This window comes from Pseudomonas paraeruginosa PA7, assembly GCF_000017205.1.
Lineage (GTDB): Bacteria > Pseudomonadota > Gammaproteobacteria > Pseudomonadales > Pseudomonadaceae > Pseudomonas > Pseudomonas paraeruginosa.
The window spans coordinates 3,884,683-3,910,948 of the sequence record NC_009656.1 but is presented as its reverse complement, the minus strand read 5'-3'; the positions used below and the strand labels follow the sequence as shown (position 1 = coordinate 3,910,948).

Annotated in this window: 27 protein-coding genes; 11 read left to right on the top strand and 16 right to left on the bottom strand. The window is 67.1% G+C overall.

What is annotated here, in order from left to right; genetic code table 11:
* Positions 1-201 precede the first annotated feature (201 nt).
* From ccoP to ccoN, 4 genes are read right to left on the bottom strand one after another with little or no spacing between them, the layout of a single operon-like run.
* Positions 202-1,128 carry a cytochrome-c oxidase, cbb3-type subunit III gene (gene ccoP / locus PSPA7_RS17960; RefSeq protein ID WP_012076349.1) on the bottom strand — a complete coding sequence of 309 codons (927 nt, stop codon included), beginning with the start codon at positions 1,126-1,128 and terminating at the stop codon, positions 202-204.
* Positions 1,125-1,310, bottom strand: a complete 186-nt coding sequence (locus tag PSPA7_RS17955; protein WP_012076348.1) for a CcoQ/FixQ family Cbb3-type cytochrome c oxidase assembly chaperone — start codon at positions 1,308-1,310, stop codon at positions 1,125-1,127. Before PSPA7_RS17955 ends, ccoP begins: the two co-directional genes overlap by 4 nt.
* A 5-nt stretch (positions 1,311-1,315) precedes the next feature.
* A complete protein-coding gene (gene ccoO / locus PSPA7_RS17950) occupies positions 1,316-1,924 on the bottom strand; it encodes a cytochrome-c oxidase, cbb3-type subunit II (RefSeq protein WP_003087318.1) in 609 nt (202 codons plus the stop codon).
* Positions 1,925-1,934: 10 nt separating this feature from the next.
* Positions 1,935-3,362: a cytochrome-c oxidase, cbb3-type subunit I gene (gene ccoN / locus PSPA7_RS17945; RefSeq protein ID WP_003087322.1), complete on the bottom strand. Its 1,428-nt coding sequence runs from the start codon at positions 3,360-3,362 to the stop codon at positions 1,935-1,937.
* 186 nt (positions 3,363-3,548) lie between these two features.
* Here ccoN and PSPA7_RS17940 point away from each other — a divergent pair, with 186 nt between their 5' ends.
* Together PSPA7_RS17940 and cprA are read left to right on the top strand one after the other, a co-directional pair.
* Positions 3,549-4,181, top strand: a complete 633-nt coding sequence (locus PSPA7_RS17940; RefSeq protein WP_012076347.1) for an alpha/beta hydrolase family protein — start codon at positions 3,549-3,551, stop codon at positions 4,179-4,181.
* 89 nt (positions 4,182-4,270) lie between these two features.
* Positions 4,271-5,428, top strand: a complete 1,158-nt coding sequence (gene cprA / locus PSPA7_RS17935) for a cationic peptide resistance protein CprA (RefSeq protein WP_012076346.1) — start codon at positions 4,271-4,273, stop codon at positions 5,426-5,428.
* A gap of 37 nt (positions 5,429-5,465) precedes the next feature.
* On the opposite strand, the gene aer is transcribed toward cprA, so the two are convergent.
* Both aer and acnA read right to left on the bottom strand, forming a co-directional pair.
* Positions 5,466-7,031, bottom strand: a complete 1,566-nt coding sequence (gene aer / locus PSPA7_RS17930; RefSeq protein WP_012076345.1) for a methyl-accepting chemotaxis protein Aer — start codon at positions 7,029-7,031, stop codon at positions 5,466-5,468.
* 368 nt (positions 7,032-7,399) lie between these two features.
* On the bottom strand, positions 7,400-10,132 hold the full coding sequence (gene acnA / locus PSPA7_RS17925) for an aconitate hydratase AcnA (protein WP_012076343.1): 2,733 nt from the start codon (positions 10,130-10,132) through the stop codon (positions 7,400-7,402).
* A 326-nt stretch (positions 10,133-10,458) separates the two neighbouring features.
* Between acnA and rlmM the strand changes: the two genes are divergently transcribed.
* Entirely contained in the window at positions 10,459-11,517 is a 1,059-nt protein-coding gene (gene rlmM / locus PSPA7_RS17920; protein ID WP_012076342.1) for a 23S rRNA (cytidine(2498)-2'-O)-methyltransferase RlmM, read from the top strand.
* Positions 11,518-11,598: 81 nt separating this feature from the next.
* Entirely contained in the window at positions 11,599-11,838 is a 240-nt protein-coding gene (gene tusA / locus PSPA7_RS17915; protein ID WP_003157379.1) for a sulfurtransferase TusA, read from the top strand.
* 31 nt (positions 11,839-11,869) lie between these two features.
* Here the strand turns inward: tusA and PSPA7_RS17910 are convergent, their stop codons facing one another.
* The 6 genes from PSPA7_RS17910 to PSPA7_RS17885 all read right to left on the bottom strand — a co-directional run bounded on the left by PSPA7_RS17910 (position 11,870) and on the right by PSPA7_RS17885 (position 18,265).
* Positions 11,870-13,180, bottom strand: coding sequence for an NAD(P)/FAD-dependent oxidoreductase (locus PSPA7_RS17910; RefSeq protein ID WP_041025490.1), 1,311 nt, complete (start codon positions 13,178-13,180; stop codon positions 11,870-11,872).
* Between the two features lie 70 nt (positions 13,181-13,250).
* The gene (locus PSPA7_RS17905) at positions 13,251-14,615 is read right to left on the bottom strand and encodes a glutamine synthetase family protein (RefSeq protein WP_012076340.1); all 1,365 of its coding nucleotides are present in this window, start codon (positions 14,613-14,615) and stop codon (positions 13,251-13,253) included.
* Positions 14,616-14,742: 127 nt separating this feature from the next.
* Positions 14,743-14,931, bottom strand: a complete 189-nt coding sequence (locus PSPA7_RS17900; protein ID WP_003154653.1) for a hypothetical protein — start codon at positions 14,929-14,931, stop codon at positions 14,743-14,745.
* A 151-nt stretch (positions 14,932-15,082) separates the two neighbouring features.
* On the bottom strand, positions 15,083-16,480 hold the full coding sequence (locus PSPA7_RS17895; protein ID WP_012076339.1) for an FAD-dependent oxidoreductase: 1,398 nt from the start codon (positions 16,478-16,480) through the stop codon (positions 15,083-15,085).
* Between the two features lie 14 nt (positions 16,481-16,494).
* On the bottom strand, positions 16,495-16,848 hold the full coding sequence (locus PSPA7_RS17890; protein WP_012076338.1) for a RidA family protein: 354 nt from the start codon (positions 16,846-16,848) through the stop codon (positions 16,495-16,497).
* Between the two features lie 55 nt (positions 16,849-16,903).
* Positions 16,904-18,265 (bottom strand): MFS transporter, encoded by a 1,362-nt coding sequence (locus PSPA7_RS17885; protein WP_041025368.1) that lies wholly within the window; start codon positions 18,263-18,265, stop codon positions 16,904-16,906.
* Positions 18,266-18,632: 367 nt separating this feature from the next.
* Here PSPA7_RS17885 and PSPA7_RS17880 point away from each other — a divergent pair, with 367 nt between their 5' ends.
* On the top strand, positions 18,633-19,514 hold the full coding sequence (locus PSPA7_RS17880) for a LysR substrate-binding domain-containing protein (RefSeq protein ID WP_012076336.1): 882 nt from the start codon (positions 18,633-18,635) through the stop codon (positions 19,512-19,514).
* Between the two features lie 63 nt (positions 19,515-19,577).
* On the opposite strand, the gene PSPA7_RS17875 is transcribed toward PSPA7_RS17880, so the two are convergent.
* Positions 19,578-19,757, bottom strand: a complete 180-nt coding sequence (locus PSPA7_RS17875; protein ID WP_003154649.1) for a PA1571 family protein — start codon at positions 19,755-19,757, stop codon at positions 19,578-19,580.
* A 207-nt stretch (positions 19,758-19,964) separates the two neighbouring features.
* Here PSPA7_RS17875 and PSPA7_RS17870 point away from each other — a divergent pair, with 207 nt between their 5' ends.
* Both PSPA7_RS17870 and PSPA7_RS17865 read left to right on the top strand, forming a co-directional pair.
* A complete protein-coding gene (locus tag PSPA7_RS17870) occupies positions 19,965-21,110 on the top strand; it encodes an ATP-NAD kinase family protein (RefSeq protein WP_003154647.1) in 1,146 nt (381 codons plus the stop codon).
* A 16-nt stretch (positions 21,111-21,126) separates the two neighbouring features.
* Positions 21,127-21,726 (top strand): DUF1287 domain-containing protein, encoded by a 600-nt coding sequence (locus PSPA7_RS17865; protein ID WP_003154645.1) that lies wholly within the window; start codon positions 21,127-21,129, stop codon positions 21,724-21,726.
* A gap of 114 nt (positions 21,727-21,840) precedes the next feature.
* Here the strand turns inward: PSPA7_RS17865 and ppnP are convergent, their stop codons facing one another.
* A complete protein-coding gene (gene ppnP, locus PSPA7_RS17860) occupies positions 21,841-22,122 on the bottom strand; it encodes a pyrimidine/purine nucleoside phosphorylase (protein WP_003154643.1) in 282 nt (93 codons plus the stop codon).
* A 94-nt stretch (positions 22,123-22,216) separates the two neighbouring features.
* The gene (locus PSPA7_RS17855; protein WP_003154641.1) at positions 22,217-22,768 is read right to left on the bottom strand and encodes a 3'-5' exonuclease; all 552 of its coding nucleotides are present in this window, start codon (positions 22,766-22,768) and stop codon (positions 22,217-22,219) included.
* A gap of 103 nt (positions 22,769-22,871) precedes the next feature.
* On the opposite strand from PSPA7_RS17855, the gene PSPA7_RS17850 reads away from it, so the two are divergent.
* Positions 22,872-23,738 carry an NAD(P)-dependent oxidoreductase gene (locus PSPA7_RS17850; RefSeq protein WP_003154639.1) on the top strand — a complete coding sequence of 289 codons (867 nt, stop codon included), beginning with the start codon at positions 22,872-22,874 and terminating at the stop codon, positions 23,736-23,738.
* A 6-nt stretch (positions 23,739-23,744) separates the two neighbouring features.
* Here the strand turns inward: PSPA7_RS17850 and PSPA7_RS17845 are convergent, their stop codons facing one another.
* Positions 23,745-24,086, bottom strand: a complete 342-nt coding sequence (locus PSPA7_RS17845) for a DMT family protein (protein ID WP_003087393.1) — start codon at positions 24,084-24,086, stop codon at positions 23,745-23,747.
* A 111-nt stretch (positions 24,087-24,197) separates the two neighbouring features.
* Here PSPA7_RS17845 and PSPA7_RS17840 point away from each other — a divergent pair, with 111 nt between their 5' ends.
* From PSPA7_RS17840 to PSPA7_RS17830, 3 genes are all read left to right on the top strand, one after another.
* A complete protein-coding gene (locus PSPA7_RS17840) occupies positions 24,198-24,953 on the top strand; it encodes a hypothetical protein (protein ID WP_041025367.1) in 756 nt (251 codons plus the stop codon).
* Positions 24,954-25,057: 104 nt separating this feature from the next.
* Entirely contained in the window at positions 25,058-25,312 is a 255-nt protein-coding gene (locus PSPA7_RS17835; RefSeq protein WP_003154636.1) for a YkgJ family cysteine cluster protein, read from the top strand.
* A 133-nt stretch (positions 25,313-25,445) separates the two neighbouring features.
* Entirely contained in the window at positions 25,446-26,054 is a 609-nt protein-coding gene (locus PSPA7_RS17830) for an START domain-containing protein (RefSeq protein ID WP_079262188.1), read from the top strand.
* Positions 26,055-26,266: the final 212 nt, after the last annotated feature.

Genomic DNA, 26,266 nt, shown 5'->3' with positions numbered 1-26,266 from the left:
CCGGTCGAGTGGGTTCGACCGGTGAAGTTAGGTGTCCCGTCGCTCTGCCGGAGAGAGACGAATGCAGAGCAGCTTAGACGCGATTGAAATGGATGGGTAGGAAAGGCGCCCGCTGCTGCGACACTTCGTCGCGCCGCCTGGGACTAAGGTCTGAGACCGGAGGAGGGACCCGCGCCCGGAAGGGCGCGGGTGGGGGGAGGGTCAGTTGGCGCCCTGGTTGTGCGACAGGTTGTAGATGTAGGCGGCCAGGATGTGCACCTTTTCCTTGCCCAGGTAGGGTTCCTGGGCCGGCATCTGGCCCTGGCGGCCGTGGCGGATGGTCTGTTGCAGCTGGGCGTAGCTGGAGCCGTAGATGAACGCGCCGGGGTTGGTCAGGTTCGGCGCGCCGACCAGGGCGGTACCCTTGCCTTCCGGGCCGTGGCAGGCGACGCAGTTGACCGAGAAGATCTGCCTGCCGGCCTCGACGTCGGCCTTGGTGCCTTCCGGCAGCTTCAGTCCGGCGAGCTCGGTGCGGACGTAGGCGGCGACGTTCTTCACCCCGTCCTCGCCGAGGATATCGCCCCAGGCCGCCATGATCGCGTGGCGACCGCCGAGGATGGTGGTCTCGATGCTCTGCGGGTCACCGCCCCAGCGCCACTCGTTGTCGGCCAGGTTGGGGAAGCCGAGGGCGCCCTTGGCGTCGGAACCGTGGCAGATCGAGCAGTAGGTGGCGAACATGCGGCTGCCCATCTTCATGGCGTGCTCGTCCTTGGCCACTTCCTCGATGGGCATGGCGGCGTACTTGGCGAAGATCGGCCCGTATTTCTCCTGGGCGATGTTCATCTCGCGTTCCCACTGCTTGTCCTGGGTCCAGCCGCCCTCGTAGCCCGGCAGCACGCCTTTCCAGTTGCCCAGGCCCGGGTACAGGACCAGGTAGCCGACGGAGAAGACGATGGTGCCGATGTACAGCATGAACCACCACTTCGGCAGCGGGTTGTCGTACTCCTCGATGCCATCGTAGGAGTGGCCCATGGTTTTTTCGGTGGTTCCCTTGGCCTCGCCCTTGCGGGTGGCGAAGACCAGCCAGAGCAGGGCGATCAAGGTACCGACGGTAAGAGCTGTGATGTACAGACTCCAGAAGGTGGTCATTCTTTGTTACTCCTAGAAGCTTGCTCGACGTGCTTTTTGGATTCGGGGTCGTCTGCGAAGGGCAGCATCGTCGCTTCGTCGAAGCTCTTCTTGCGTTTGCCGCTGTAGGCCCAGATCACCAGACCGATGAAGGCGACCATGATCAGCAGCGTGCCGAGTCCTCGCAGCGTCCCGATATCCATTGCCGTCACCGTTTGTTCTTGATCGAGGTGCCGAGCACCTGCAGGTAGGCGACCACGGCGTCCATTTCGGTCTTGCCTTTCAGCGAGTCCTTGGCGCCCTTGATGTCTTCGTCGGTATAGGGCACGCCGAGGGTGCGCATCACTTCGAGCTTCTTCTCGATGTCCTTGCCGTCGAGCTTGTTCTCCACCAGCCACGGGTAGGCCGGCATCTTCGACTCGGGCACCACGTTGCGCGGGTTGAACAGGTGCGCGCGGTGCCAGTCGTCGGAGTAGCGGCTGCCGACGCGGGCCAGGTCCGGGCCAGTCCGCTTGGAACCCCACAGGAACGGGTGGTCCCAGACGCTCTCGCCGGCCACCGAGTAGTGGCCGTAGCGCTCGGTCTCGGCGCGGAACGGACGGATCATCTGCGAGTGGCAGCCGACGCAGCCTTCGCGGATGTAGATGTCGCGGCCTTCCAGTTGCAGCGCGGTATAGGGCTTCATGCCTTCCACCGGGGTGTTGGTCACGTCCTGGAAGAACAGCGGCACGATCTGGGTCAGGCCGCCGATGCTCACGGCCACGGCCATGCACAACGCCAGCAGGCCGACGTTCTTCTCGAGTATTTCGTGTTTCATGCTCGGCTCCTCAGGCGATCTGTGCGGCGGCTTCGTATTCGGCCGGCTTGGCGGCACTGACGGTGCGCCAGGTGTTGTAGGCCATCAGGAACATGCCGAGCAGGAAGATGAAACCGCCGAGCATGCGCACGATGAAGCCGGGGTGGCCGGCGGCCAGCGCTTCGACGAAGGAGTAGGTCAGCGTGCCGTCCTCGTTGACCGCGCGCCACATCAGGCCCTGGGTGATGCCGTTGACCCACATCGAGGCGATGTACAGCACGGTACCGATGGTGGCCAGCCAGAAGTGCGCGTTGATCAGGCCCAGGCTGTACATCTTCTCGCGGCCGAAGACCTTCGGGATCAGGTGGTAGAGCGAGCCGATGGAAACCATGGCGACCCAGCCGAGGGCGCCGGCGTGGACGTGGCCGATGGTCCAGTCGGTGTAGTGGGAGAGGGCGTTGACGGTCTTGATCGCCATCATCGGGCCTTCGAAGGTGGACATGCCGTAGAAGGCCAGGGAGACCACCAGGAAGCGCAGGATCGGATCGCTGCGCAGCTTATGCCAGGCGCCGGAGAGGGTCATCATGCCGTTGATCATGCCGCCCCAGCTCGGCGCCAGGAGGATCAGCGACATCACCATGCCCAGCGACTGCGCCCAGTCCGGCAGCGCGGTGTAGTGCAGGTGGTGCGGGCCGGCCCAGATGTACACGGCGATCAGCGCCCAGAAGTGGACGATGGACAGGCGGTAGGAGTAGACCGGACGCTCGGCCTGCTTGGGCACGAAGTAGTACATCATGCCGAGGAAGCCGGCGGTGAGGAAGAAGCCCACCGCGTTGTGGCCGTACCACCACTGGACCATGGCGTCGGTGGCGCCGGCGTACAGCGAGTAGGACTTGGTGAAGGTCACCGGCAGCTCGAGGTTGTTCACCACATGGAGCATGGCGACGGTGAGGATGAACCCGCCGAAGAACCAGTTGCCCACATAGATGTGCTTGACCTTGCGCTTGACCAGGGTGCCGAAGAACACCACCGCGTAGGCGACCCAGACCACGGTGATGAGGATGTCGATCGGCCATTCCAGCTCGGCGTACTCCTTGGAGGAGGTGTAGCCCAGCGGCAGGCTGATGGCGGCCAGCAGGATCACCAGTTGCCAGCCCCAGAAGGTGAAGGAGGCGAGGGTGTCGGAGAACAGCCGCACCTGGCAGGTGCGCTGCACCGCGTAGTAGCTGGTGGCGAACAGTGCGCAACCGCCGAAGGCGAAGATCACCGCGTTGGTGTGCAGCGGGCGCAGGCGGCCGAAGCTCGTCCACGGCAAGCCGAAGTTCAGGTCGGGCCACACCAGCTGGGCGGCGATCAGGACACCGACGGTCATGCCGACGATGCCCCAGACCACGGTCATGATGGCGAATTGGCGGACCACCTTGTAGTTATAGGCGGACTCTGGGTTAGTGGTGCTCATGCTATGGGCTTCCATCCACGGTTATACGCTATGGCTTTTCCGGCAGTTGGGATGCCGGGCGTCCCCCCATTGGGGCTGGTCTAATTGGCGTAATTAGCGAGAGGAAGCATGGATAATGGGCCGTTATGAAATATTGATCGGGATCAATTGGCTTCCCGGCCCCGACTGGATAGGAGGTGTGGCAAGTTGTCGCTGAAATGGAACCGTCCGGCCGACGCGCTGTCGGCCACCCTGATTCTCGCCCATGGCGCCGGCGCGCCGATGGACAGCCCATTCATGGAGCGCATCGCCGAACTGCTCGCCGGGCAGGGCATCGCCGTGGCGCGCTTCGAGTTTCCCTACATGGCCCAGCGCCGCGAGGACGGCCGCAAGCGTCCGCCGAACCCGCAGGCGCAGTTGCTCGACTGCTGGCGGCGGGTCCATGCGCAGGTCCGCGAGGCGGTGGAGGGGCCGCTGGCCCTGGGCGGCAAGTCGATGGGCGGGCGCATGGCCAGCCTGCTGGCCGACGAGTTGGGCGCGGATGCCCTGGTCTGCCTCGGCTACCCGTTCTACGCCGCCGGCAAGCCGGAGAAGCCGCGGGTCGCGCACCTCGCCGGGCTGCGCACGCCGACCCTGATCGTCCAGGGCGAGCGCGACGCCCTGGGCAACCGCGAGGCGGTGGCGGGCTACGCGCTGGCGCCGGCGATCCGCCTGCACTGGCTGGCCGCGGCGGACCACGACCTCAAGCCGCTGAAGGCCTCCGGCCTTACCCACGAGCAGCACCTGGCGGCAACGGCGCGGGAGGTGGCCGGCTTCCTTCGCGGGCTCCAGTGCCATTAACGGTTCCTTAAGGCATCCCCTCATAAGCTGCGGCGCAACCACCCTCGCATCGAGGGTGGGCGATCCGGACTTCTCTGAGGGGGGAAGATATGAACATGCATGCCGACGGTGAGCAGATCACCGCTACCGATACCCGCGAACGCATCCTGCTGACCGGCGCCACCGGCTTCCTCGGCGGCTCGGTCGCCGCCCGGCTGATCGCCGACGGACACGGCGCCAACCTGTCCTTCCTGGTTCGTGCCGAGTCCCGCCAGCAGGGGCTCGAACGCCTGCGCGGCAACCTGCTGATGCATGGCGTCGCCGAGATCGACTACATGGCCCTGGGCACGGAGCAGATCATCTGCGGCGATTTCCTCGACACTTCCTGGCTGGCCCGCGAGACCCTGCGCCTGATGCAGGTCGAGCGGGTGATCAATTGCGCCGCCGTGGCCTCGTTCTCGAAGAACCCGACCATCTGGCCGGTCAATGTCGACGGTACTTTCGCTTTCGCCGAGGTTCTCAGCCGCTCCAAGCGGCTGAAACGTTTCCTCCATGTCGGCACCGCGATGTGCTGCGGACCGCAGCGGCAGTCGCCGATCAGCGAGTCCTGGGAGTTCCCGGCGGCCGAGCAGCAACTGGTGGACTACACCGCGTCGAAGGCGGAGATCGAGCGGCGCATGCGCGAGGAGTTGCCGGGCCTGCCGCTGGTGGTGGCGCGACCGTCAATCGTGGTGGGCCATCGCACCCTCGGCTGCCAGGCTTCCGGCAGCATCTTCTGGGTGTTCCGCATGGGCTTCGCCCTGGAAAGCTTCACTTGCGGGCTCGAGGAACAGATCGACGTGATTCCGGTGGACTATTGCGCCGAAGCGCTGATCGGCCTGGCGCTGAAGCCGCGCCTGGGGCACAGCCTCTACCATATCTCCGCCGGCCATCACGCGGCCTGCACCTTCGGCGAGATCGACGAGGCCTTCGCCCGCGCCAACGGGGCGGCGCCGGTAGGCGGGCGCTATCGCAAGGTCGACGTGGACGACCTGAAGGAACTGGCGAAGAGCTTCGAGTCGCGCATCGGTCCGGCCAATCCGCGCCTGGTGCTGCGCGCGCTGCGCCTGTACAGCGGCTTCGCCGACCTGAACTATCTGTTCGACAACAGTCGTCTGCTGGAGGAGGGGATCGCCCCGCCGCCCCGCTTTACCGACTATCTGGATGTCTGCGTGCAGTCGTCCAGCGCGGTGAGCATCCCGGCGCAGATGCAGTGGGATTTCAAGTGACGGCGAGCGCGGGGAGGCGCCTCCCCGCGCCCTGATCTCAGCGGTTGAAGCGCTCGACCAGGGAGTACTGGCTCTGCGCGGTGGTGGTCAGCTCCTCGCTCAGCTTCGCCGTGCGCAGCGCCTCGTCGGAGGTCTGCTCGGCCAGCGCGGCGATGGTGCTGATGTTGCGGTTGATCTCTTCGGCCACCGCGCTCTGCTCTTCCGCGGCGGCGGCGATCTGGGTGGTCATCTCGGTGATGTTGCCGACCGCTTCGCTGATCCCGACCAGCGCATGGTCGGCTTCCAGTACCCGCTGGACTCCGGCCTCGGCCTGCTGCAGGCCGTTTTCCATGGTATGCACCGCATCGTTGGCGGTGTTCTGCAGCTTGGCGATCAACTGGTGGATCTGCTCGGTGGAGGCAGCGGTGCGCTGCGCCAGCGAGCGCACCTCGTCGGCCACCACGGCGAAGCCGCGCCCCTGCTCTCCGGCCCGCGCGGCTTCGATGGCGGCATTGAGGGCGAGCAGGTTGGTCTGGTCGGCGATGCCCTTGATCACGTCGACCACGCCGCCGATCTCGTTGCTGTCCTGGGCCAGGCGGCTGACCGCGGCGCCGGTCTCGCCCACCGACTCCGACAGGCGCTGGATGGCGTTGCGCGTCTGCGCGGTGATGTCGCGGCCGCGCGAGGTCAGTTCGTTAGCCTTCTGCGTGGCGTCGGCGGTGAGCTGGACGTTGTTCGCCACTTCCTGGGTGGTGGCGGCCATCTCGTTGACCGCGGTGGCCACCTGTTCGGTCTCTGCGCGCTGCTGTTCCAGACCGGCGGAGCTGTGGTGGGCCAGGGTGTCGGCCTGGCGCGCCTGTTCGGTGAGGTATTCGGCGGTGTCCTGCAGGCGCGTCAGGCAGGTCTTCAGGCGCGCGTCCTGGCTGAGGATGGCCATTTCCAGGCGCGCCTGGTCGCCGCGGCTGTCGGTGTACATCTGCGCGATCAGCGGGTCGGAGGTGGTCTGCTCGGCCAGCCGCATCAGGCGCTTCAGCCCGCGCTTCTGCCAGCGCAGTCCGGCCAGGCCGAGCGGAACGGCGAGCAGGCCGGCGAGGATGAAGCCCCACCAGGAGTTCAGCCAGATACCGATGAGGAAGCCGATCTGGCTGATCAGGATGAACGGCAGCCAGTCGAGCAGTACCGGCAGCCAGCGGTCGCGCCGGGGGATCGCCGGCTTGCCCGCGCCGAGCCGGCGGTAGAGCGCCTCGGCGCGCTGGATCTGCTCGGCAGTCGGTTTCACCCGCACCGATTCGTAGCCGACGATCGCGCCACGCTCATAGATGGGCGTGACGTAGGCGCTGACCCAGTAGTGGTCGCCGTTCTTGCAGCGGTTCTTGACGATCCCCATCCATGGCCGTCCGGCTTTGAGGGTGGTCCACATGTGGGCGAACACCGCCGGCGGGACGTCGGGGTGACGGATCAGGTTGTGCGGCGCGGACATCAGCTCCTCGCGGCTGAAGCCGCTGATGTCGATGAAGGCTTCGTTGCAATAGGTGATGATGCCTTTGAGATTGGTCGTGGTGATCAGGCGCTGTTCCGCCGGATAGACGCGCTCGTGCTGGGTGATGGGCTGATTGTTGCGCATGGGCCTTCCAAACAAGTGAAGCATTTACCTCTGCATCGGCGAAAATGCCTTTCACATGAGGGATTTGTGAATGCTTTCACGCGGAAAAACAGATAGCTATTGACCCAAGGCATGAGACGCGACCGATCGGTCGGATAGGCGGCGGATTTGCTGATCGAGGTCAATGCGCTACGGCCTGGTGTCGTTGCCGGCGGCGCGCACGGGGCGGGGAGGGCCCGGGACGAACCGCCGCTGGGCGGTTCCGGTCCACCGGGGGCGGCGGATCGCGCCCGGGGCGCTATGCGTCCTTCGAAGGGCCGCGGCTGCCGGCGCGGGCAGGAAAAAGGGTGGCCGAAGCCACCCTTCTGTTCGCGCGGGTCGTCATTGCCTCAGAGCATGCTGCGCAGCACGTAGTGGAGGATGCCGCCGGCCTTGAAGTACTCGACCTCGTTGAGGGTATCGATGCGGCAGAGGACCTTGAAGCTGTCCTGGCTGCCGTCCTCGCGGGTCACTTCCACGCTGAGCGGCATGTGCGGCTTGAGTTCGCCGCCGAGGCCGCGGATGTTCAGCACTTCCTTGCCGGTCAGTTTCAGGTTCCTGCGGTCCTGGCCATCCTCGAACTGCAGCGGCAGCACGCCCATGCCGACCAGGTTGGAGCGGTGGATACGCTCGAAGCTCTCCGCGATCACCGCCTTCACGCCCAGCAGGTTGGTGCCCTTGGCCGCCCAGTCGCGCGACGACCCGGTGCCATACTCCTTGCCGGCGACGATCACCAGCGGGGTGCCGTCCTCCTGGTAACGCATGGCCGCGTCGTAGATCGCCAGTTTCTCGCCGCTGGGCACGTACAGGGTGTTGCCGCCTTCCTCGCCACCGAGCATCTCGTTCTTGATGCGGATGTTGGCGAAGGTGCCGCGCATCATCACCTCATGGTTGCCGCGACGGGAGCCGTAGGAGTTGAAGTCCTTCGGTTCCACCCCGTGCTCGCGCAGGTAGCGGCCGGCCGGGCTGTCGGCCTTGATGTTGCCGGCGGGGGAGATGTGGTCGGTGGTCACCGAGTCGCCCAGCACCGCCAGCACCCGGGCCTTCTCGACGTCGGCGATGGCCGGCGGCGCGTCTGCGATGTGCTCGAAGAACGGCGGATGCTGGATGTAGGTGGAGTCGGCCTGCCACTCGTAGGTGTCCGACTGCGGCACCTGGATCGCCTGCCATTTCTCGTCGCCGGCGAAGACCTCGGCGTACTCCTTGTGGAACATCTCGGTGTCGACCTTCCGGATCGCCTCGGCGATTTCCTTCTGGCTCGGCCAGATGTCCTTCAGGTACACCGGCTGGCCGTCCTGGCCGGTGCCCAGCGGTTCCTCGCTGAGGTTGATGCGCACGCTGCCGGCCAGGGCGTAGGCCACCACCAGCGGCGGCGAGGCCAGCCAGTTGGTCTTCACCAACGGGTGCACGCGGCCTTCGAAATTGCGGTTGCCGGAGAGTACCGAGGCGACGGTCAGGTCGGCCTGCTGGATGGCTTTCTCGATCGGCTCCAGCAGCGGGCCGGAGTTGCCGATGCAGGTGGTGCAGCCGTAGCCGACCAGGTCGAAGCCGAGTTCGTCGAGGTAGCGGGTCAGGCCGGCGGCCTTGAAGTAGTCGGTGACCACCTTGGAGCCCGGCGCCAGCGAACTCTTCACCCAGGGCTTGCGTTGCAGGCCTTTCTCCACCGCCTTCTTCGCCAGCAGGCCGGCGGCCATCATCACGCTGGGGTTGGAGGTGTTGGTGCAGGAAGTGATGGCGGCGATCACCACCGCGCCGTTCTTCAGCCTGTGGGTCTGGCCTTCATGCTGGTAGTCGATCTCGCCGAAGGCGGCGTTGGCGCCGACCGCGGTGCCGCCGCCGCCCTCGCTGAGCAGGCGGCCTTCCTCGGTGCTGGACGGATGCAGCTGCAGGCCGAGGAACTCGTTGAAGGCGCTGGCGACGTTCTGCAGGGCCACGCGGTCCTGCGGGCGCTTCGGTCCGGCCAGGCTGGCCTCGACTTCGCCCATGTCCAGGTGCAGGGTGTCGGTGAACACCGGCTCGTGGCCCTTCTCGCGCCACAGGCCCTGTTCCTTGCTGTAGGCCTCGACCAGCTTGACCGTGCTTTCCGGGCGGCCGGACAGGCGCAGGTAGCCGAGGGTGATCTCGTCCACCGGGAAGAAGCCGCAGGTGGCGCCGTATTCCGGGGCCATGTTGGCGATGGTGGCGCGGTCCGCCAGGGGCAGGTCGGCCAGGCCGTCACCGTAGAACTCGACGAATTTCCCCACCACGCCTTTCTTGCGCAGCATCTGCGTGACGGTCAGCACCAGGTCGGTGGCGGTGATGCCCTCGCGCAGCTTGCCGGTGAGCTTGAAGCCGATGACCTCGGGGATCAGCATCGATACCGGCTGGCCGAGCATGGCGGCCTCCGCCTCGATGCCACCGACACCCCAGCCGAGCACGCCGAGGCCATTGATCATGGTGGTGTGGGAGTCGGTGCCGACCAGGGTGTCGGGGAAGGCGTAGGTCCTGCCATCCTCGTCCTTGGTCCAGACGGTGCGGCCCAGGTACTCCAGGTTGACCTGGTGGCAGATGCCGGTGCCCGGCGGTACCACGCTGAAGTTGTCGAAGGCGTTCTGGCCCCAGCGCAGGAAGGCGTAGCGTTCGCCGTTGCGCTGCATCTCGATCTCGACGTTCTGTTCGAAGGCCGATTCGCTGGCGAACTTGTCGACCATCACCGAGTGGTCGATGACCAGGTCCACCGGCGACAGCGGGTTGATCTTCTGCGGGTCGCCGCCGGCCTTGGCCATGGCCGCGCGCATGGCGGCCAGGTCGACCACCGCGGGAACCCCGGTGAAGTCCTGCATCAGGACCCGTGCCGGGCGGTACTGGATCTCGCGGTCGGAACGGCGCTCCTGGAGCCAGCCGGCGAGGGCCTTGAGGTCGTCGCCGGTGACGGTGCTGCCGTCCTCCCAGCGAAGGAGGTTTTCCAGCAGGACCTTCAGCGACATCGGCAGTTTGCCGAGATCGCCCAGGGTCCGGGCGGCTTCCGGGAGGCTGTAGTAGTGGTAGGTCTTGCCGTCCACAGCGAGACTGCGAAGGGTTTTCAGGCTGTCCAAAGCAGGCATTTCTGATTTCCTCACGGCGGGCCCGGGGGCGGCGGGCCTGGCCTCGTCCTGACGCCAGGCCCGTCGTCGAGCCGATAGTGCCTGGCTTCGCCCGGGACCCGCGGCGTCCGCGGACGCGAGGGTGCCGTTACCTCGGTAATGCGCGGTGGCCCGATCCCATCGGTACCGGCCGCTGGCGAGAGTCAGACTTTGGGATAGCGTTGTTCGAAACCTTCAAGCTAGACCGGCTCGAGGGCTCCTGCCATATACACTGGACCGACGAACGGTCGCAGCAGTTCCCTTGAGGCATGCCCGGCACTATAGTGCGCGGCCAAGGAGACAACCCCATGAATACCCTGTTGATGCACTGCCGGCCAGGCTTCGAAGGTGAAGTCTGCGCCGAAATCGCCGAGCATGCAGCCACTCTCGAGATTCCCGGCTACGCCAGGAGCAAGCCAGCCAGCGCCCATGTCGAGTTCGTCTGTCAGGACGTCGATGGCGCCGAGCGCCTGATGCGCCGCCTGCGTTTCGCCGAGCTGATCTTCCCGCGCCAGTGGGCGCGCGGCCCGGGCTTCATCGAATTGCCGGAAAGCCAGCGCATCGAGGTGCTGCTGGAGGAGCTGGCGAGCTATCCGGTCTGCGGCAGTCTCTGGCTGGAGGTGCTGGACACCAACGCCGGCAAGGAGGTCTCGACCTTCTGCCGCAAGTTCGAGAAACCGCTGCGCGCTGCGCTGGTCAAGGCCGGCCGGCTGCAGGAGGATCTGGCGCTGCCGCGCCTGCTGCTGACCTTCCGCTCCGGCCGGGAGGTCTTCGTCGGCCTCGCCGAGCCGCGCAACAGCGCGCTCTGGCCGATGGGCATCCCGCGCCTGAAGTTTCCCCGCGAGGCGCCGAGCCGTTCGACGCTGAAGCTGGAGGAAGCCTGGCACCAGTTCATCCCGCGCCAGGAATGGGACAAGCGCCTGGCGCCGGACATGCTCGCCGTCGACCTCGGCGCGGCGCCCGGCGGCTGGACCTGGCAACTGGTGAACCGGGAGATGCGGGTGACCGCCGTGGACAACGGACCGATGGCGGAAAACCTGATGTACTCCGGGCTGGTCGACCACCAGAAGGTCGACGGCTACCAGTACCGGCCGCGCCAGCGGGTCGACTGGATGGTCTGCGACATCGTCGAGAAGCCGGCGCGCACCGGCGCGCTGATCGAAACCTGGATCGGCGAGGGCCTGTGCCGCGAGGCGGTGGTCAATCTCAAGCTGCCGATGAAGCAGCGCTACGCCGAGGTGCGCAAGATCCTCCAGCGCCTGCGCGAGAGCTTCGACGCGCGCGGCCTGAAGGTGGCGTTCGGCTGCAAGCAGCTGTATCACGACCGCGAGGAAGTGACCTGCCACCTGCGTCGCCTCGAACGCTGAGGGGCGGCGTTCTGGCCGGGGACAGGTGACCGGCCGCGCCGCATGCGCGACAATGCGCGGATTCTGTTGCGGAGTTTCCCGATGACCCACCCTGTCGACGCCATTCTCGACGCCACCGGCCTGAACTGCCCCGAACCGGTGATGATGCTGCACAACAAGGTCCGCGACCTGGCGCCCGGCGGCCTGCTCAAGGTGATCGCCACCGATCCCTCGACCCGTCGCGACATCCCCAAGTTCTGCGTATTCCTCGGCCACGAGCTGGTCGAGCAGCAGGAAGAGGCGGGCACCTATCTCTACTGGATCCGCAAGAAGGCCGACTAGGCCTTCCGCGGGCTCCACCCTTCCTTGCGCTTCAGCGCAGCTTCTCCATGAGCTGGTAGTACCACATCCCGGCGGCCAGCATCGGGTTACCGAAGAGGTCGCCCAGCGGCACCCTGAGGTGCTTGCAGCGGGCGAAGGTGTCGAACTGCTCCAGGCTCCCGCTCATCGCCTTGGCCATGATCTCGCCCATGATATGGCTGGTGGCCACGCCATGCCCCGAGTAGCCCTGGCAGTACCAGACGTTTTCGGAGAGCTTGCCGAGCTGGGGGATCCGGTTCATCACGATGCCCATGGCGCAACTCCACTGGAACTCGATCTCCACGCCCTTCAGGCGCGGGAAGGTGCGCTCGATGCACGGCCGCAGCTCGGCGGCGATGTCCCGCGAGTCGCGCCCCGAGTAGTTGGCGCCGCCACCGAACAGCAGGCGGCCGTCGGCGGTGGGGCGGTAGTAATCGAGGACGAAGCGGCAGTCGTAGACCGCCAGTCCTTGCGGGTTGATCTCCCGTGCCAGCTCGCCGAGCGGCCGGGTGGTGACGATTCCACCCATGGCCGGGAAGATCATGCCCTTGAGCTTCTCTCGTTCGAGCTTGTGATAGACGTCGCCGGCAAGCAGGATCTGCTGCGCCTCGATCCGTCCCTCGCGGGTGACCACCGCCGGGCGCGGGCCGTGGACGATATCCAGTACCTCGGAATGTTCGAAGATCAGCGCGCCGAGGCCGGCCGCCGCCCTGGCCTCGCCGATGCACAGGTTGAGCGGGTGCAGGTGCATGTTGCGGGTGTTCTTCAGCGCGCCGCAGTACAGCCCGGTCTCCAGGTGGGCCTGGACGCCGGCCTTGTCCAGCAGGCTTACCTGGTCGCCCATGCCGCGGCGCACCGCCTCCTCGTAGGAGGCCTGCAACTCGCCCATGTGGCTGGCCTTCATCGCCGCGTGCAGGTGGCCGTGGCGAAGGTCGCAGGCGATGCCGTATTTCTCCACCCGCTGGCGGATGATCTCGTGGCCGCGCCAGCGCAGGTGCCAGATGAAGTCCTCGACCTCGGCGCCCAGCCACTGGCGCATCTGCTTGTGCATCGCGGCGTCGCCGGACAGGCTGCCGGTGACCTGGCCGCCGTTGCGCCCGCTGGCGCCCCAGCCGATGCGATGGGTCTCGACCAGGGCCACCTTGTAGCCGCGTTCGGCCAGCTCCACCGCGCTGGCGACGCCGGTGAAGCCGCCGCCAATGATGGCGATGTCGACCGCCACCGTGCCCTGCAGGGTCGGATAGTCGGTTTCCTCGTTGAGGGTGGCGGCGTAGTAGGACGGCGCGCGTTCCGCGGCCGGGCGGGGATGGATTGCTGCGTTCATCGGGTATTCCTTGTTCCAGTGCGGCGCGTCCTGGCGGCGCGCCGCCATATGCGGGCGGATCCGGGATGGCTCAGGCCTGGGTCAGGTACCAGCGCCAGTCCTGCTCGCCGACCTCGCCCATGAATTGCTGGTATTCCGCGCGCTTGACCGCCAGGTAGACGCCGAGGAACGGCTCGCCGAAGGCTTGCCGCGCCCATTCGGAACCTTGCAGGGCGTCGAGGGCGGTCAGCCAGTCGGTGGGCAGGCGCTTGCCCGCCTGCGCATAGCCATTGCCCTCCACCGGCGCGCCCGGATCGATGCCTTCGCGGATGCCGCGGTGGACCCCGGCGAGGAGCGCCGCGGCGGCCAGGTAGGGGTTGGCATCGGCGCCGCAGATGCGATGCTCGATATGCCGGCTGGAGGCCGGGCCGCCCGGCACGCGCAGGCTCACGGTGCGGTTGTCGACGCCCCAGGTCTGCGCCAGCGGCGCGTAGCTGTTGGCCTGGAAGCGCCGGTAGGAGTTGGCGTTGGGGCAGAACAGCAGGAGCGAGTCGAGCAGGCTGGCGAGCATGCCGCCGACCGCCTGGCGCAGCAGAGGCGTGCCGGCGGGGTCGTCGCTGGCGAACAGGTTGTTGCCTTGTTCGTCGGCCAGGCTGACGTGCAGGTGCATGCCGGTGCCGGCCAGGTCGTCGAAGGGCTTGGCCATGAAGCAGGCGAGCATCCCGTGCCTGTGCGCGACGCCCTTGACCAGGCGCTTGTAGCGGATCGCCTGGTCCATGGCGACTAGGGCGTCGCCGTGGTCGAGGGTGATTTCCACCTGGCCCGGGGCGTATTCCGAGATCGCCGTGCGCGCCGGCAGGCCCTGCGCCTTGCAGGCGGCGTAGAGGTCGGCGAGGAACGGCTCGATCTGCTCCAGTTCGCGCAGGCCGTAGACCTGGGTCGCCCGCGGGCGGCCGCCATCGGCGTCGCGGGCCGGTTGCGGGCGGCCGTAGGCGTCGCGCTCACGGTCGAGCAGGTAGAACTCCAGCTCGGCGGCCATCACCGGGTGATAGCCCTCGGCCTTCAGCGCCTCGATGGTTCGCACCAGGAGATGGCGCGGATCGGCGACGCTGGCCGGCAGGCCTTCGCTCGGGTGCATGCTGACCTGCACCGCCGCCGTCGGGATCTGCCGCCAGGGCAGGCGTACCAGGCTGCCGGACAGGGGGTAGGCGCGGCAGTCGATGTCGCCGACGTCCCACACCAGGCCGGAGTCCTCGACGTCCTCGCCGTTCATCGTCAGCCCGAGGATGGTGCTCGGCAGCGGCCGGCCGCCGCGGTAGACGGCCAGCAGCTCGTCGCGGTGCAGCAGCTTGCCGCGCGGTACGCCGTTGGCATCGAGGATGAACAGTTCGAAGAGTTCGATGTCGGGGTTGGCGGCCAGGAAGTCCTGGGCTTCTTGTTCGGTGGCGAAGTTCATGGGGCTCTCTTGTCGGTCTTGTCCGGTAGTGTCGCGGCGCTCGCAGCGACGCTCCGGCGACAGCGTCGTCGCGGAGCGGCATGCAAGCGGCAGGCCGGCCCCGCCGTCGTGCGGGGCCGGAGGGCAATCAGGCGTGACGAGCGTCCGGCGGGCGCGCGTGGCGGCAATGCCAGAGCGCCCAGAAGGCCAGTTCGAGAGGGAGGGCGAGCGGTTCCAGTTCCAGCCAGCGGCTGTGCTTGCGGGGCAGGCGCGCGGGCGTTCCGGCCGGGTTGGCGGAAGGCTGGTAGGGCAGGGAGCGCGTCGTCGGCAGATGCATGAACGAAAGTGAGGACAAGGGTCGGAGCAGACTCGCACAGACGGACGGGTGAATTAAATGCGCTTTTTCCGACCTTTGCTTGAGCGAAATCGAAACCGAAGGAAAAAGAAGGGCGCCCCCGAATGGGCTGGCGGGGCGCCCGGAAACGCTCTCAGCCTTTGTCGGCCTTGCCCGCGGCGGCAGCCAGCCTGGCCAGGCGCACGTCGAGATGGCGTGGGCGCCGGCCGCCGTCTTCGGCGCGTTCCTTGCGGCGGATCGCGTTGCGCACCAGCAGCGAACCGACGTAGCGGATCGGCTCCGGCGGGAAGTGGCCGAGCGGTCCCCGGGTCAGCGGCGAACGGGTCCATGGATTGTCCAGGCCGAGCGCCAGCGACGAGAGGATCTGCCCGCCCATGTGACAGGGGCCGACGCCGCTGCCGGAGTAGCCGAAGCCGTAGAACACGTTGTCGCGACCGTCGAGCCGGCCGAAGAACGGCAGGCCGGTCACCGAGCGGTCCGATGGACCGTTCCAGCTGGCCTCGATGGCCACGTCGGCGAGGGCGGGGAAGAACTCCCGCAGGCTGCCGCGCAGCTGTTCCAGGTACGGCGAGGGGCGGTCGAATACCGGTAGCATGCGGCCGCCGTAGGCGAAGGTGTTGCCGCCCTTGCCGAGCATCAGCCGGCCGTCCGGGGTGTTGTGGTAGTAGTGCACGAAGATCCGCGAGTCGAGCACGCTGACCCCGCTGGTCAGGCCGATCTCCTGCAGCAGGTCCGGTCGTGGTTCGGTGATGAGCATGTCGCTGGAGACGATCGCCACGCTGCGTTCGAACTGCGGGAAGGCCCGCGCCATCCAGGCGTTCAGCGCCAGCACCACGCGATCGGCGACGACCCGCCCGTGGGGGGTGACCACTTCCGCCGGGCGGCCGTGCTCCAGTCCCCGCATCGGCGTGCCTTCGTACAGGCGTACCCCCAGTTGCAGGGCGACCCGGCGCAGGCCGCGGACCAGCTTGCCCGGCTGCACCGTCGCGGCGGCCGGCGAGAACCAGCCCTCCAGGTGCCTGCGCGAGCCGGCCAGGCGCTGTACGTCGGCCAGCGGGCGCTTGACGAAGGAGTTGATGCCGTGGCGTTCCAGCGCGGCGATGACGGCGTCGGTGCCACCGACCTGGGCCTGGTTGGTGGCGGTATAGAGGGTGCCGTCGAGGCGGTAGTCGGCGTCCACGGCGTAGCGCTGGCAGAAGGCGCCGATGGCCCGGATGCTGTCCTCGGAGGCCTTGACCAGGCGGATCGCCTCGGTGAGGCCGAACAGCCGTTCCAGGGTGAAGAACTTGGCCGACCAGGACAGCGCGCAGCCGCCGTTGCGGCCGCTGGCGCCGGCGCCGCAGAGGTCGGCCTCGACCAGCACCACGTCGAGTGCGGGATCCTGTTCCTTGAGCATGATGGCGGTCCACAGCCCGGTGTAGCCACCGCCGACGATGCACACGTCGGCGCGGCTGTCGCCGGCCAGCGGCGGGCAGGGGGCCGCGTGTTCGGAGCGCAGGGCCTGGTCCAGCCAGAAGGGGCGGAAGGTCATTGTGGGTGTCCTCGTCATTGCGGGCGGGCGGCGACGACGATCATCTCCACCCGCCACTGCGGGTCGATCAGCTCGGCCAGGCTGCAGGCGCGGGTCGGCGCCCGGCCTTCGGGGAACCACTGGTCCCAGACCTGGTTGAGCCCGGCGTAGTCCTCCCGGTGGGCGAGCAGGATGCGTACCGAGAGCACCTGGCCGCGGTCGCTGCCGACGCTCTGGAGCAGCCGGTCGATGTTCTCCAGCACCTGGCGGGTCTGGTCCCGGATATCGCCGCTGGGGTCGTCGGCGACCTGGCCGCCGATGTAGATCGTGTTGCCGTGCAGGGCCATCTCGGCCCGGCGCTTGACCACTTCGAAGCGTTCGATGTGCATTGTGGATTTCCCTGGTTCGAGGAGAAGGGCGCGGCGGGCGTCCCGCCGCGGACGGTCAGGAGCGGATCGGGCGGAAGTCCCCCAGGCTGGGGATCTTGCACAGGCTTTCGCGGGCGCCGTCGGGCCGGCTGTTCCAGTGTGGAACGAGCACCGCGGTGGCGATCAGGGCGGCGACAGTGAAGCCGATGAACACCGTGTAGGTGTCGAAGTAGCCGGGCAGCAGGCCACCGAGGATCGCACCCACCGAACCGCAGCCGTTGACGAAACCGGAGGCGGTGCCGGCGGACTCGCCGGTGCCGAAGTCGATAGCGGCGGAGCCACAGATCATCGAGTCCGGGCCGTACAGGGTCAGTCCCATCATGAACAGCAGGCCGACCACCACCGGAATGCTGCCGGTGGCCATCGCCGGGACGAACAGCGCCAGGCAGACGGTCAGCGCCAGCAGGCTGATGACGCAGGCGGGCATGCGCCGTGCGCCGAACAGCTTGTCCGAGGCGAAACCGATCAGGATCGGGCCGAGCAGGCCGGCCACCTCGAAGGCGGTGGGAACGATCGCCGCGCCGACCTTGCCGAGCGCCGGCATGCGTTCGTAGACGATCACCGGGCCCCACAGGAGGATCGCATAGCGCGCCGGCTTGAGCAGGAAGTAGGCCAGCCCGAGGCAGAGCACCGTGCGGTTGCGCACCACCTTGGCGAGCATCTGCAGACTGCCGCCGTTGCTGCCTTGCGGCCTGAGGCCGGCATAGCGCACGGCTTCGCTCGCGACCTGCGGTTCGACGGGAGGATGGCCGACGTCTTCCGGGCGGTTGCGCTGCAACAACAGGAACAGCAGGGCCACGCCGCCGACCACCGTGGCACTGGAATAGAACGCCGCGTGCCAGGTACCGAACACGCTGTAGGCCCACCAGCCGGCGAACGGCGAGGCGACCAGGCCGCCGAAGGCGTAGCAGGTGCTCCACAGGCCAAGCACCCGGCCGCGTTCGTGGGTGGCGAAGAAGCTGCCGATGTTCTTGCACAACCCCGACCAGCCGGTGGACTGCGCCAGTCCCTGGACCACCATGCAGGTGGCGAAGATCGGCAGGGTGGCGAAGGTGCCCATGACCAGCGCGGCCAGGGCGGAGATCAGCAGGCCGCCGGACACCACGATCCGCGGGCCGAAGCGGTCGGCCAGCACGCCCCAGGCGAACTGCCCGACGGCATAGGCGGCGAGGTAGATGGCGTCGAGATCGGCCATCGCCATCTTGTCCAACTGGAAGCCCGGGTCTTCGGCGATGCCGAGCTTGGCGACGGAAAAGGCCTTGCGGGTGAAATAGAAGGCGGCGTAGGCCAGCCAGGTGATCGCGAATATCTGCAGGCGCCAGCGCTGGAAGCTGGACACGGGAGAGGACGGCAGCGCCATCCCGGGACGTTGATTCATGGTTCTGACCTCGATCTTGTTATCGGTGCCGGCAGGTGTGAGGGGAACACGCCTTGTTGTTGTTCTGATGAGCACTTCCGCACCGCCATGTCGCGGTGCCTGGTCAGAGGGATCTGGAGTCGGCTTCACCTCCTGGGTAAGGGTTGCGGCTGCCCTGGCAGGGGCTGGCTGCCGAGGCGCTGGCGCGCTGTGGTGAAGCGATGGAAACAATTCCGGATAAATAAATGAAATCGATTTATCAAATTTTAAATATAAGTTTTACTTGTTTATCCGTAAGCCTGGCTCGGGGAAGTTGACCGAACGGTCATCCTCGTGTGCACCGCCCATGGCGCGGAACCCCTTGCCCTGTCTGGAATGGTGAAGGTCCATGTCGGTATCCCATGCGCAGTTGAAGGCTTTTCATGCGGTCGCCGTGTACGGCAGTTTCACCCGCGCCGCCGAGCGCCTGTTCCTCACCCAGCCGGCGGTTTCCGACCAGGTGCGCAAGCTGGAGGAGCGTTACGGCGTGCTGCTGTTCCACCGCAACAAGCGCTCGGTGCGCCTGAGCGAGCTGGGCGAACGCCTGCTCGCGGTGACTCAGCGGCTGTTCGTGATCGAGGCCGAGGCCGAGGAGCTGCTGTCCGCCTCCAGTGCCTTGCGGACCGGCACCCTGACCCTGGCAGTGGATGCGCCGGTGCACGTGCTGCCGCAGATCGCGCGGTTCTGCGAGCGCTATCCGGGCATCGCGGTAAGGGTGGAGACCGGCAATACCGACGAGTCGCTGCAGCGACTGTTCGACTACCAGGCCGACCTCGCCCTCCTGGGGCGCGATGTCAGCGATGAGCGGCTGCTCTCGGTGACCCTGCGCAACGATCCGATCGTGGCTTTCGTTTCGCTGAATCATCCCTGGGCCGGGCGCGAGTCGATCCGCCTCGCCGATCTCGACGACATGCCGCTGGTGCTGCGCGAGCAGGGCTCGGTGACCCGCCAGACCCTGGAGGAGGAGATGAGCCGCGCCGGCCTGCGGATCCGCCCGGCGATCCAGGTCGAGGGACGCGAGGCCTCGCGCGAGGCGGTGGTGGCGGGGATCGGCGTGGGGGTGGTGTCGGCCGCGGAGTTCGGCGCCGACACGCGGGTCCATGCGCTACCCATCGTCGATTGCCAGCGACGCCTGACCGAGACCCTGGTATGCCTGCGCGAACAGCGTTCGCGGCGGATCGTCGAGACCTTCCTCGACCTGGTCGGCGAGGACCTGCCGGCGCCCCGCTAGGGCGCGGCTTCGCGCAAAAAAAGCCCGGCGGACACCGGGCTTCGAAGTCGTACTGGCGGGCGCTCAGGCCTGCTTCTGTTCCTGCTCCAGGGACCTGTCCAGTTCGCGGCAGGCGCGCTGGATCATCACTTCGGTGATCGGGATTTCCCGGCCCTGCGCGTCGATGATGGCGCCACCGCTGTGTTGCTGCGCGTTGAAGGGGATCACGCGGCGCTTGGCGGTATCGGTGTGTTGCGAATTCATTGCCCGTCTCCTCATCAGGTTTATCGGCAGTCTAGGGAGCGCAGATGAAACCGCCGTGACAAGCGGCGGATGTCCTCGCTCCAGTGCGAAAGCCATGGACCATAGCAATCTTGCAGCCCGCGTGCCAGCTTGCCGGCCGCCGCTGCGTTTTTCTGGTTATAGTGGTCCGACCGGCAGGGGCGCCCTGGAGTTCGCCCGAGGATGAGTATGGACGTGTTTCGCCTGGGATTGGTGGTCAATCCCATGGCCGGGCTGGGTGGCTCGGTCGCGTTGAAGGGCAGCGACGGAGTCGCTGCCGAGGCCTTGGCCAGAGGCGCCGAACCGCGGGCGCTGGAGCGCACCAGGATCGCCCTGGAGTGCCTGTTGCCGCTGGTCGAGAAGATCGAGTTCCTGACCTTTCCCGGTGCCATGGGGGCCGAGCTGCTGGCGCGCATGGGGTTTCGTCACCGCGTGCTGGGGGAATTGCAGGGCGCGCTCAGCAGCGCGGCGGACACTCGCCGCGCAGTCGAGCGCCTGCAGGAAGCCGGTGTCGCGCTGATCCTGTTCGCCGGTGGTGACGGCACGGCACGGGATGTTGCCGGGGTGGTGCGCGAGCAGCAGCCGGTGCTGGGCATTCCGGCCGGGGTGAAGATTCATTCGGGAGTCTACGCCATCAGTCCACGCGCTGCCGGCGAGCTGGCCCGGCGCCTGGTCGAGGGCGGCCTGGTGCGGCTGGCCAGCGGCGAGGTGCGCGACCTCGACGAGGACGCCCTGCGCGCCGGTCGCGTCGCCGCCCGCTGGTATGGCGAGATGACGGTTCCCGAGGAAGGGCACTTCATGCAGCACGTCAAGCAGGCGGGGGTGGAGTCGGAAGAGCTGGTCCTGGTGGATCTCGCCGACTGGCTGGCGGAGAACTGGGAGGAGGGCGTGCGCTACGTGCTGGGGCCGGGCTCGACCCTCCACGGCCTGGCGCGCAACCTCGGCCTGGAAACCACCCTGCTGGGCGTGGATGTGCTGGAAAACGGGGCGGTGATCGCCCGCGATGTCGACGAAACCCAACTGTTCGGCCTGGTGGACGGCCATCCGGCGTTCCTGCTGGTCACGGCCATCGGAGGCCAGGGCCATGTCATCGGTCGCGGCAACCAGCAGATCAGCCCGCGAGTGTTGCGCGCGATCGGCCTGGAGCGCATGCGCGTGGTCGCCACCAAGCGCAAGCTGGGTACCCTCGAGGGACGTCCGTTGTTGGTGGACAGCGGCGACCCGACACTGGACGACAGCTTCCCGGCTGCCATCCGGGTCTGGGCCGGCTACAAGGAAGAACTGCTGTATCCGCTGGGGTACGCGAAGGATCGGGACGCGCCCGCAGGCGCATGAAAAGAAGGAGACGAGGATGTACATGGACGTATCCGGCGCGCTGCGCCGCCTGTTGCTGCTCGCTATGCTCGGATTGCCGCTGGCGTCGTCCGCTGCGGTCGAGCCGCAGCGGTTGGTGGAGGCGGCGCGCGCCCAGGTCGGCGTGACGCTGGGCTATGACCCCGCCTACCGGAAGCTGGACTATCCGGGCGGCGACGTGCCACTGCAGACCGGGGTCTGCACCGACGTGGTCATCCGTGCGCTGCGCGGGCAGGGACTGGACCTGCAGAAGGCGGTGCACGAGGACATGCGCCGCCATTTCGCGGCCTACCCGCAGCAGTGGGGGATGAAAGGTGCCGATCGCAACATCGATCACCGCCGCGTACCGAACCTGATGACCTGGTTCAGTCGCCAGGGATTGTCGCTGGCGCCGAGCCGCGATGCCGCCGCCTACCGAGCCGGGGACATCGTCGCCTGGCGCCTGGACAACGGCCTGCTGCATATCGGCGTGCTTTCCGATCGCGCGCTGGATGGCAGGCCGCTGGTGTTGCACAACATCGGTGCCGGCGTGCGGGAAGACGATCTGCTGTTCCGCTACCAGGTGATCGGGCACTACCGCTTCCCGCAGGGGGAGTGAGCCGGGCAAGCCCGCTGTGGCGGCGGGGTCGCCCTGCACCGGCACCTCCGCCGTAGGCGCTAACGGTGGGCGAAAAAAAACCGGCCTGCGGCCGGTTTTCCTGTCTGCCCGGGCTCAGCGGTATTCGCAGAGGTAGGCGGTGTCCTGGGCGACCTTGAGCTGGAACTTGCTGTTCGCCGGGACGGTGAACTGGCTGCCGCTGGCGAAGTTCTGCCACTCGTCGCTGCCCGGCAGCCTGACCGTCAGCGCGCCGGCGATCACGTGCATGACTTCCAGCTGGCTGGTGCCGAACTCGTATTCGCCTGCCGCCATCACGCCGATGGTGGCCGGGCCGGCGGTCATGTCGAAGGCGATGGATTTGACGGTGCCGTCGAAGTATTCGTTGACCTTGAACATGGGCTTCTCCTGAAGGGGTGAACAGGCGGGGTTGAAAAGGCCCGCCAGTATGCCCAAGCCTCGGAAAGGCGTCACTAGGCGGCGCGGGCCTCGCTCAACGCTCCACCGGCAATACCAGCGGCAGCAGCCGTGCGGTATTGCGCGCGTCCTCCAGGGCGCGGTGCTGCTGGCCCTGGAAACTCATCCCGGCCAGTTGCAGGGCGGCATTCAGGCCGACCGGGCGGGGTAGCTGGCGGACTTCGCCGAAGCGCTGCTTGAGATTGACGTGCGGCACTTCGCTGAGCTGGCTGCTCAGCCGGTGCTGGCGCCATTCCTGCTCCAGCTGGCGGCGGTCGTAGTCGCCCCAGCTGGCCCAGCCAGCCAGTCGCGGACGATGCTGGGCGAGCCAGCGCTCGAAGGCTTCCCACACCGCATCGAACTGGGCGGCGCCATCGACGCTGGCCTGGCTGATGTGCGTGAGGTCGCGGCAGAAGTGGGTCAGCAGCGGCCGCCTGAGCGGCCGCACGAAACGCTGGAAGTGGTCCAGTTCGCGGGCGTCGGCGGCAGCGACCAGGGTCGCGCCGATCTCGATGATTTCCATTTCCTCCAGGGGCCAGCCGCCTTCCGCGGTGGTGGCCTCCAGATCGATTACCAGCCAGTGAGGCATCGGAGCTATCCATTCCAGGGTCCGCCGTGAGTATGGCGGGGCTTCCGGACCTCGGCAAACCGCTGTGCTAGGCTGCCTGGTCGGACTTGGAGGAGATCACCGAATGACTGCAGTCGCATTTCTCGGCCTGGGCACCATGGGTTATCCGATGGCCGGGCATCTGCGCCGCGAAGGCCACGATGTCTGCGTCTACAACCGCACGCAGGCCAAGGCCTCGCGCTGGGTCGAGGAGTACGCCGGACGGTGCGCCGACACACCCCGCGAGGCCTGTGTCGGCGCCGAACTGGTGTTCTGCTGCGTGGGCAACGACGATGACCTGCGCGCCGTGGCATTGGGCGAACAGGGTGCCTTCGCGGGGATGGCGCCGGGCAGCCTGTTCGTCGACCACACCACCGCTTCGGCGGAAATCGCCCGCGAGCTGTCGCTGTTGGCTGCCGAGCGTGAGCTGGGCTTTCTCGACGCGCCGGTCTCCGGTGGCCAGGCGGGCGCCATCAACGGCGCGCTGACGGTGATGGTCGGCGGCGAGGAGGCGTTCTACCGGCGTGCCGAGCCCCTGCTGTGCAGCTACGCGCGGATGGTCCGGCGGATGGGTGAGGTGGGCAGCGGGCAACTGACCAAGATGGTCAACCAGATCTGCGTCGCCGGCCTGCTCCAGGGGTTGGCCGAGGCGCTGCACTTCGCCCAGCGCGCCGGCCTTGACGGCGAGGCGGCGATGGCGGTGATCGGCAAGGGCGCGGCGCAATCCTGGCAGTTGGAGAACCGCCACCAGAGCATGCTGGCCGGGGAGTTCGACTTCGGCTTCGCCGTGGACTGGATGCGCAAGGACCTGTCGATCCTGCTCGCCGAGGCTCGCCGCAACGGCGCGCAGTTGCCGGTCACGGCGCTGGTCGACCAGTTCTACGCCGAAGTGCAGGCGATGGGCGGCGGTCGTTGGGATACCTCCAGCCTGATTGCCCGGCTGCGTTCGTGACGCGGCTCAGGCGCGGAAGATGAAGTACACCGCGCCGAGCAGGCACAGGCCGGCCCAAAGGTAATCCAGCTTCAACGGCTGCTGCATGAAATAGACGCTGAACGGGACGAAGACCGCCAGGGTGATGACTTCCTGCATGATCTTCAGTTGGCCGACCGAGAGTTCGGTGTAGCCGATGCGGTTGGCCGGTACCTGCAGCAGGTATTCGAACAGCGCGATACCCCAGCTGATCAGGGCGGCGATGATCCAGGGCTTGCTGTTGAGGGTCTTCAGGTGGCCATACCAGGCGAAGGTCATGAACAGGTTGGAACAGGCCAGCAGCAGCGCGGTTTGCAGCCAGACGGGCATGATGGATAGGCTCCGGAGGGCGGGGACGGCGCAGCCTAATCGGCGGCGCCGACAAAACCAAGAGGGCGAGCCCCGCTCGGAAGGGTTGGCCATGGGAAAAGGACGGAAGGTATGTGGTTGCGCAAGCGTTCATGGGCCTGGCGCGTCGCGCTGGGAGGGATGGCCGTTGTGCTGGCGGGGGGCTGGTGGGCTGTCCGGGCGTTGCGTGAGCCGGCGCTGTGGAGCGAGCTGCACGTTCCGCCAGCCTTCGCCATGCCAAGGGACTTCGACCTGGGCGCCTATCGCCTGAGCTGGCGCGGCAACGGCTTCGACCTGCATGCCGCCGGCGCCGCCCGCGCACCGCTCTGGCGAAGCGAAGACGGCTTCCTCGGTGCGGGCCGGGAGCGCGACGGAAGCCTGTTGTTGCGCTGCCAGGAGCAGAGCCTGGAAAGTTTCGAGCTGATCGGCCGGCGGCTGGCCCTCAAAGGCCACCTGCGCTGCGAAGATGGCCGCCTGAGCGCCTACGAAATGTCCTTCGAGCCGGTCCAGGACGCGGTGGCGGTGCGTATCGTCCTGGCCGACGCGGAACTGAACCGGGTTGCTCTGTCCTGGCGGCGGGAGGAGGGGGAGCGGCTTTCCGGCATCGTCGACGACGACGCGGAGGGCAGTTCCCGGACCTTGCCGGCTGGTGTCGCGGGCTATTGGAGTTCCGCCGGTAACGCCTTCCTCGGCGCTTCGACGGCGCCGCAGTCCATCGACCTGCGCGAGCCGGGTCGGGTGCAGTGGCGGGCCGCGGCGCAGTCGGCGAGAGCCTGGTTGTTCGTCGCCGCTAACCGCGAGCAATGGCAATTGCGGCACACCCGCCTCGAGGCGGAAACGCGCCGCTGATCCGCCGGGCTTGGCGGCGGCCGGGTGGATCCGTATTCTTTGCGCCCGTTTCGACCGGCGTTCCTTGCCGGTCCGTTCCCAACCCCCCGGGCGAGACCCTTCCCATGCAATGTCGAGCCGGCTGCGGCGCCTGCTGCATAGCCCCGTCGATCTCCTCCGCGCTGCCCGGCATGCCGGGCGGCAAGCCTGCCGGCGTGCGTTGCGTGCACCTGGACGAGGCCAATCTCTGCGGGCTCTTCGGCCGGCCCGAGCGCCCCGCGGTGTGCGGACGTTTCGACGCCGATCCGGAGCTCTGCGGCGACAGCCGCGAACAGGCGCTGGCGTTGATCGCACAATGGGAAATCATCACCGCCGCGTGAACGGGTTGGAAGTCCGGCCGTCTCGCGCCATACTGCTGCCCATCCCGCGCCGAAGGCTCAGGATCGCGGATTGCAGGGCGTCGACCGCCCGGCCGACGAACCGAAAATAACCATAATGAGAGGAACAGGAACGATGCGTGGCATTTTGCGTATGACCGTGCTGGCTGCCGCAGTGTTCGGGGTGGCCGGCAACGCCCTGGCCGAAGACTGGAAACTGGCCAAGGACGAGGATGGCGTGAAGGTCTATCTGAGCAGTGTCCAGGGCTCCAAGTACAAGGCTTATCGCGGCGTTACCGACATCAAGGCCGACGTGGCGACCATCGAGGAGCTGCAGGAGGACGTCAAGGGTTCCTGCAAGTGGATCCATGCCTGCGCCGAGATGAAACTCCTGAAGCAGGAGGGCGCCGACGCCTGGACCTACTCGAGGATCGACATGCCCTGGCCGGTCACCGGTCGCGACGTGGTCATCCATGTCACCACCGAGAAGACCGCCGATGGCACCGTGATCCGTCATCTGAAGGCCGATCCGACCTACATTCCCGAGGAGAAGGGGCAGATCCGCGTGCCCAAGCTGGTCGGCGAGTGGAAGCTGCAGCCGAAGGGGCAGGGCGTGACCGAGGTCACCTACCAGGTGGAAACCGAGCCGGGTGGCAGCATTCCGTCCTGGCTGGCCAACAGCTTCGTGGTCGATGCACCGCTGAACACCCTCAAGGGGTTGCGTAGCGCCGCCGAGAAGCGTTGAGCGCATCGCCTTCGCGAAAAAACCGCCTTCGAGGCGGTTTTTTGTTTCACGATGACTCCAGTACCGCAATTCGCTGGACTACGCCAAGGCTCGATACAGCAGGTTTATCAATCACTTAGGCGAGTTCAACATATGCCGGTGCTTTCCGAAACCTGACCCGGCTTCCCCTCGCGTGGCTCCCATGCGGCTCTTGGAAACCGGGCTTTCCGAGG

Coding starts and splice junctions, on each gene's coding strand:
- ccoP (WP_012076349.1), bottom strand. CDS start 1,128: ATGACCACCTTCTGGAGTCTGTACATCACAGCTCTTACCGTCGGTACC.
- PSPA7_RS17955 (WP_012076348.1), bottom strand. CDS start 1,310: ATGGATATCGGGACGCTGCGAGGACTCGGCACGCTGCTGATCATGGTC.
- ccoO (WP_003087318.1), bottom strand. CDS start 1,924: ATGAAACACGAAATACTCGAGAAGAACGTCGGCCTGCTGGCGTTGTGC.
- ccoN (WP_003087322.1), bottom strand. CDS start 3,362: ATGAGCACCACTAACCCAGAGTCCGCCTATAACTACAAGGTGGTCCGC.
- cprA (WP_012076346.1), top strand. CDS start 4,271: ATGAACATGCATGCCGACGGTGAGCAGATCACCGCTACCGATACCCGC.
- aer (WP_012076345.1), bottom strand. CDS start 7,031: ATGCGCAACAATCAGCCCATCACCCAGCACGAGCGCGTCTATCCGGCG.
- acnA (WP_012076343.1), bottom strand. CDS start 10,132: ATGCCTGCTTTGGACAGCCTGAAAACCCTTCGCAGTCTCGCTGTGGAC.
- rlmM (WP_012076342.1), top strand. CDS start 10,459: ATGAATACCCTGTTGATGCACTGCCGGCCAGGCTTCGAAGGTGAAGTC.
- tusA (WP_003157379.1), top strand. CDS start 11,599: ATGACCCACCCTGTCGACGCCATTCTCGACGCCACCGGCCTGAACTGC.
- PSPA7_RS17910 (WP_041025490.1), bottom strand. CDS start 13,180: ATGAACGCAGCAATCCATCCCCGCCCGGCCGCGGAACGCGCGCCGTCC.
- PSPA7_RS17905 (WP_012076340.1), bottom strand. CDS start 14,615: ATGAACTTCGCCACCGAACAAGAAGCCCAGGACTTCCTGGCCGCCAAC.
- PSPA7_RS17900 (WP_003154653.1), bottom strand. CDS start 14,931: ATGCATCTGCCGACGACGCGCTCCCTGCCCTACCAGCCTTCCGCCAAC.
- PSPA7_RS17895 (WP_012076339.1), bottom strand. CDS start 16,480: ATGACCTTCCGCCCCTTCTGGCTGGACCAGGCCCTGCGCTCCGAACAC.
- PSPA7_RS17890 (WP_012076338.1), bottom strand. CDS start 16,848: ATGCACATCGAACGCTTCGAAGTGGTCAAGCGCCGGGCCGAGATGGCC.
- PSPA7_RS17885 (WP_041025368.1), bottom strand. CDS start 18,265: ATGAATCAACGTCCCGGGATGGCGCTGCCGTCCTCTCCCGTGTCCAGC.
- PSPA7_RS17880 (WP_012076336.1), top strand. CDS start 18,633: ATGTCGGTATCCCATGCGCAGTTGAAGGCTTTTCATGCGGTCGCCGTG.
- PSPA7_RS17875 (WP_003154649.1), bottom strand. CDS start 19,757: ATGAATTCGCAACACACCGATACCGCCAAGCGCCGCGTGATCCCCTTC.
- PSPA7_RS17870 (WP_003154647.1), top strand. CDS start 19,965: ATGGACGTGTTTCGCCTGGGATTGGTGGTCAATCCCATGGCCGGGCTG.
- PSPA7_RS17865 (WP_003154645.1), top strand. CDS start 21,127: ATGTACATGGACGTATCCGGCGCGCTGCGCCGCCTGTTGCTGCTCGCT.
- ppnP (WP_003154643.1), bottom strand. CDS start 22,122: ATGTTCAAGGTCAACGAATACTTCGACGGCACCGTCAAATCCATCGCC.
- PSPA7_RS17855 (WP_003154641.1), bottom strand. CDS start 22,768: ATGCCTCACTGGCTGGTAATCGATCTGGAGGCCACCACCGCGGAAGGC.
- PSPA7_RS17850 (WP_003154639.1), top strand. CDS start 22,872: ATGACTGCAGTCGCATTTCTCGGCCTGGGCACCATGGGTTATCCGATG.
- PSPA7_RS17845 (WP_003087393.1), bottom strand. CDS start 24,086: ATGCCCGTCTGGCTGCAAACCGCGCTGCTGCTGGCCTGTTCCAACCTG.
- PSPA7_RS17840 (WP_041025367.1), top strand. CDS start 24,198: ATGTGGTTGCGCAAGCGTTCATGGGCCTGGCGCGTCGCGCTGGGAGGG.
- PSPA7_RS17835 (WP_003154636.1), top strand. CDS start 25,058: ATGCAATGTCGAGCCGGCTGCGGCGCCTGCTGCATAGCCCCGTCGATC.
- PSPA7_RS17830 (WP_079262188.1), top strand. CDS start 25,446: ATGCGTGGCATTTTGCGTATGACCGTGCTGGCTGCCGCAGTGTTCGGG.